The organism is Elioraea sp. Yellowstone (assembly GCF_006704265.1).
Classification (GTDB): domain Bacteria; phylum Pseudomonadota; class Alphaproteobacteria; order Acetobacterales; family Acetobacteraceae; genus Elioraea.
The window spans coordinates 1-2,997 of record NZ_VIKA01000241.1; the positions used below are offsets into that span (position 1 = coordinate 1).

Consider the following 2,997-nt stretch of genomic DNA (forward strand, 5'->3'; position numbering starts at 1 on the left):
CACCATCGCCTCCGCCAACGCCTTCCTCTACGCCGCCTCCGTCATGCTCCTGCTGCGCCGCCTCGCACGTTCCACATGAGATTCGAGACAGACTCTCAGGGCGGAACTTCGAGACCAAGCAGTATGAGGAAGCCGTCGCCGAGGAGGCGTTCGCCCGCCTGAAGACCGGCGTTCTCAACTTCATCAACAAGACGCATTTCGACCGTCTGACGATGATCCTGCGCTCGGCCGGGTTCGTCACATCGAATCTCATCCGCAGCCAGAATGCCATCAATTTCGCCTACATCCTCTACCTGCGCGGTCGGGCAGAGGGCATGCCGGCCGCTGACATCGAGCGGCTGGTGCGACGATGGTATGTCATGTCGCTGTTGCGGGGACGCTACTCCGGCAGCCCCGAGACGGCGTTCGATTTCGATATCCGCCAGATCGAAGCCCGTGGCCTCGCGACCTATTGCGAGGCGGTGATCGATGCGGAGCTTCCCGAGAGCTTCTGGTCCACTCTGCTCCCGCAGGAGATGGATACCTCCTCGGCATCGAGCCCCTACTTCCTCGTCTACCAGGCCGCGCAGGTGAAGTTGGGAGACCTCGGCTTCCTGTCGCGGGATATCACCGTGCGCGACCTGCTGCTGAACCGCAGTGACGTGCATCACGTCTACCCGCGCAATCACCTGAAGAAACAGGGCATGGCACGCGGGCGGTACAACCAGATCGCCAACTTTGTTCTCGCCCAAAGCGAAATCAACATCGGCATCGGCGACCGGCCGCCAGAGGTCTATTTCGCCGAGCTGGCCGAGCAATGCAGCGGCGGGGCGAGGAGATACGGCGGCATCACGGATATAGCCGAGATGCGGGCCAACTTGCGCATGAGCTGCCTGCCGGAAACCCTGCTCGATGGGGAGATCCCCGATTTTGGCGACTTCCTCGAGGCGCGCCGGAAGCTGATGGCAGCGAAGATCAAGACGTACTTCGAAGGGCTTTGAGATGAGGCGATGGGGAAGCGACAGTCAGGGGGAGAGCGGAAATGGCTGAGCGGGACGATCTCATCGCGTCCATCGCGGCGACCACGGCCGACTATCGTGAGGCTGATGGGGAAGCCCCGACGCCAGAACGTATCGAGCGTTGGGTCGGTCAGTTCGACGCCGCAGTTCAGCTGCCAATTTTGCGGGAAATGGACCATGCCCTGAAGCAGACCTACTTTTCCTGCGCGAACACGCGCAGTTTTCTCGCAGGCCTGTTCAAAACGGAAAAGCTGGTCGGCGAAGATCCGTGCGCGTTCTGGAGGAGCGTCAAGTTCCTCGACATCCAAGGCGGCGGAGCAAGCCAGAAGGAGATGTTGGCGCTTTTCGGTGCCGTCCTGGAAAAAGAATGTGACCTGAAGATCGAAGACTGCGGTGCCGATCCAGACACTTTCATCTACCTCGATGACGCCATTTTCTCCGGAGGACGGGTAAGCAGCGACCTCGCCGGTTGGATCACGCAACATGCGCCGAATAAGGCGACGATCCATGTCATCGTCATCGCCACCCACCAGAGCTCCTACTACAATCGAAACAGAGTTGGAGAGGCTATCAAGGCGTCCGGCAAGTCGATCGATGTGCATTGGTGGCGGGCGGTCGAGCTTGAGGACCGCAAGGCCCATACCAATACGTCTGATGTCCTGCGGCCGGTCACCATTCCAGACGACGAGGGCGTGCAAGCCTATGTTGCCGCGATGCAGCACCAGCCCCATTTGCGGACTGCGGGACAAGTGGGCAAGCTGGGCATCTTCTCCACCGATGCCGGACGCCAACTGCTGGAATCGGAATTCCTGAAGGCGGGCGTGCGCATCCGGCAGATGTGCCCGCATCTAAATCAGTACCAGCGGCCGCTGGGCAACATGATCCTCGAAACGCTCGGCTTTGGCTCGCTGATCGTAATCTTCAGAAACTGCCCCAACAATGCGCCGCTGGCGCTGTGGGCGGAGGACCCTTGGTATCCGCTGTTCCCCCGCACGACGAACAGCGACACGTCGCTGCGCAGGTTCATGGCGATGCTGGCACAGGAAGACTTCTGATGGCCCAGCCCAGCCAGGTTCGCACATACCAGCCAGCCGAGAGCGCTGTCTTCCTGAAGACGACCGAGCGCTTTGGCGGGCTGTCGAACATGGCGCCGGGCTTTCCGATTGTCCTGAACGGCGTGCGGATCCGTACGTCGGAAGCCCTCTACCAAGCCTGCCGCTTCCCCCGCCGGCCCGACGTCCAGCGACAGATCATCGACGATCCCAGCCCGATGACCGCCAAGATGCGGAGCAAGCCGTTCCGGTCGGAAACCAGGCCGGATTGGGATTTGGTGCGGGTAAAGATCATGCGCTGGTGCCTGCGGGTGAAGCTGGCGCAGAACTGGCAGACCTTCGGCGAACTGCTGCTGTCCACCGGCGACATGCCGATTGTCGAAAAGAAGGTCCGTCGCAAGGATTTCTGGGGCGCCACGGAGCAGCCGGACGGCACGCTTGTCGGCCGGAACGTGCTAGGACGCTTGCTGATGGAGTTGCGCGAGCAGCTGAAGGGCGCCGAGGTGGAGCGGCTGCGCTTCATCCCGCCGCTGGACATCCCCGATTTTCTGCTGCTTGGCAAACCCATTGAGGCCGTGCAGGCCCCGACCAACGCGCAGATTCCGGGTTGGGCCGCGCGGCAGTCGCTTGCACCCGTCGCCGCTCCGCCGCCCAGCGATCCCCAGCCATCCCTGTTTGAGCAGCCGATGATTGCCAAGGCCGTGCCCCTCGTACCAACTTCCCAACAGCCCACGGCCCGCACCGCGCTTGCCCCTTATCCAAAGTATCGCGACTGCGGTCTGCCGTGGCTTGGCGAGATTCCCGAGTATTGGGACGTGCGCCGGAGCAAGTACGTATTTCGCGAGGTCGACAAGAGGACACCTCGAAAACCCCCTGGCGCTGACGGCTGCGGGCTGATTCGCTGCTGCTGGTGAGAGCGGGAGCGGCGGATGGCGGGACAGCCCGGG

The 2,997-nt window shown here is 62.1% G+C and carries 3 protein-coding genes; all 3 read left to right on the forward strand.

Annotated elements, in window-relative coordinates; translation table 11 throughout:
• The coding region (locus FK498_RS18210; RefSeq protein ID WP_202614924.1) for a hypothetical protein at positions 1 to 980 on the forward strand (980 nt) is incomplete at its 5' end.
• A 41-nt stretch (positions 981 to 1,021) separates the two neighbouring features.
• Positions 1,022 to 2,053, forward strand: a complete 1,032-nt coding sequence (locus FK498_RS18215; RefSeq protein ID WP_141857065.1) for a hypothetical protein — start codon at positions 1,022 to 1,024, stop codon at positions 2,051 to 2,053.
• Positions 2,053 to 2,964: an NADAR family protein gene (locus FK498_RS18220; RefSeq protein WP_141857067.1), complete on the forward strand. Its 912-nt coding sequence runs from the start codon at positions 2,053 to 2,055 to the stop codon at positions 2,962 to 2,964. The genes FK498_RS18215 and FK498_RS18220 overlap by 1 nt, the downstream gene beginning before the upstream one ends.
• Positions 2,965 to 2,997 lie beyond the last annotated feature (33 nt).

Coding starts and splice junctions, on each gene's coding strand:
- FK498_RS18215 (WP_141857065.1), top strand. CDS start 1,022: ATGGCTGAGCGGGACGATCTCATCGCGTCCATCGCGGCGACCACGGCC.
- FK498_RS18220 (WP_141857067.1), top strand. CDS start 2,053: ATGGCCCAGCCCAGCCAGGTTCGCACATACCAGCCAGCCGAGAGCGCT.